This window comes from Streptomyces sp. URMC 126 (genome assembly GCF_051386555.1).
Classification (GTDB): Bacteria; Actinomycetota; Actinomycetes; order Streptomycetales; family Streptomycetaceae; genus Streptomyces.
Genome location: NZ_JBPQTX010001067.1, coordinates 1 through 255 on the forward strand (window position 1 = coordinate 1; position 255 = coordinate 255).

Consider the following 255-nt stretch of genomic DNA (forward strand, 5'->3'; position numbering starts at 1 on the left):
GCGAAGATGCGCGATAGGTAGACGCCGAAGGGGCTGACGATGCTGGGCAGGAAGACCGACCAGAACGTGTTGGTCGCGTCCACCTCGGCGAAGAGCAGGAACAGGGGCAGCGCCAGGGCGGTCGCCGGCACCAGGACGCCGCCGAGGATGACGGAGAACAGCGCTTCGCGCCCGGTGAAGGTGTACTTGGTCAGGGCGTATCCGGCGGCCGCGGCCAGGAGGGTGGCGATGGCCGCGCCCACCCCGGCGTAGAGG

General features: G+C 69.8%; 1 pseudogene. It reads right to left on the bottom strand.

The window, feature by feature from the left end:
- Positions 1–255 (bottom strand): annotated as a pseudogene (locus ACSNOK_RS35115) (carbohydrate ABC transporter permease); the annotation flags it as partial.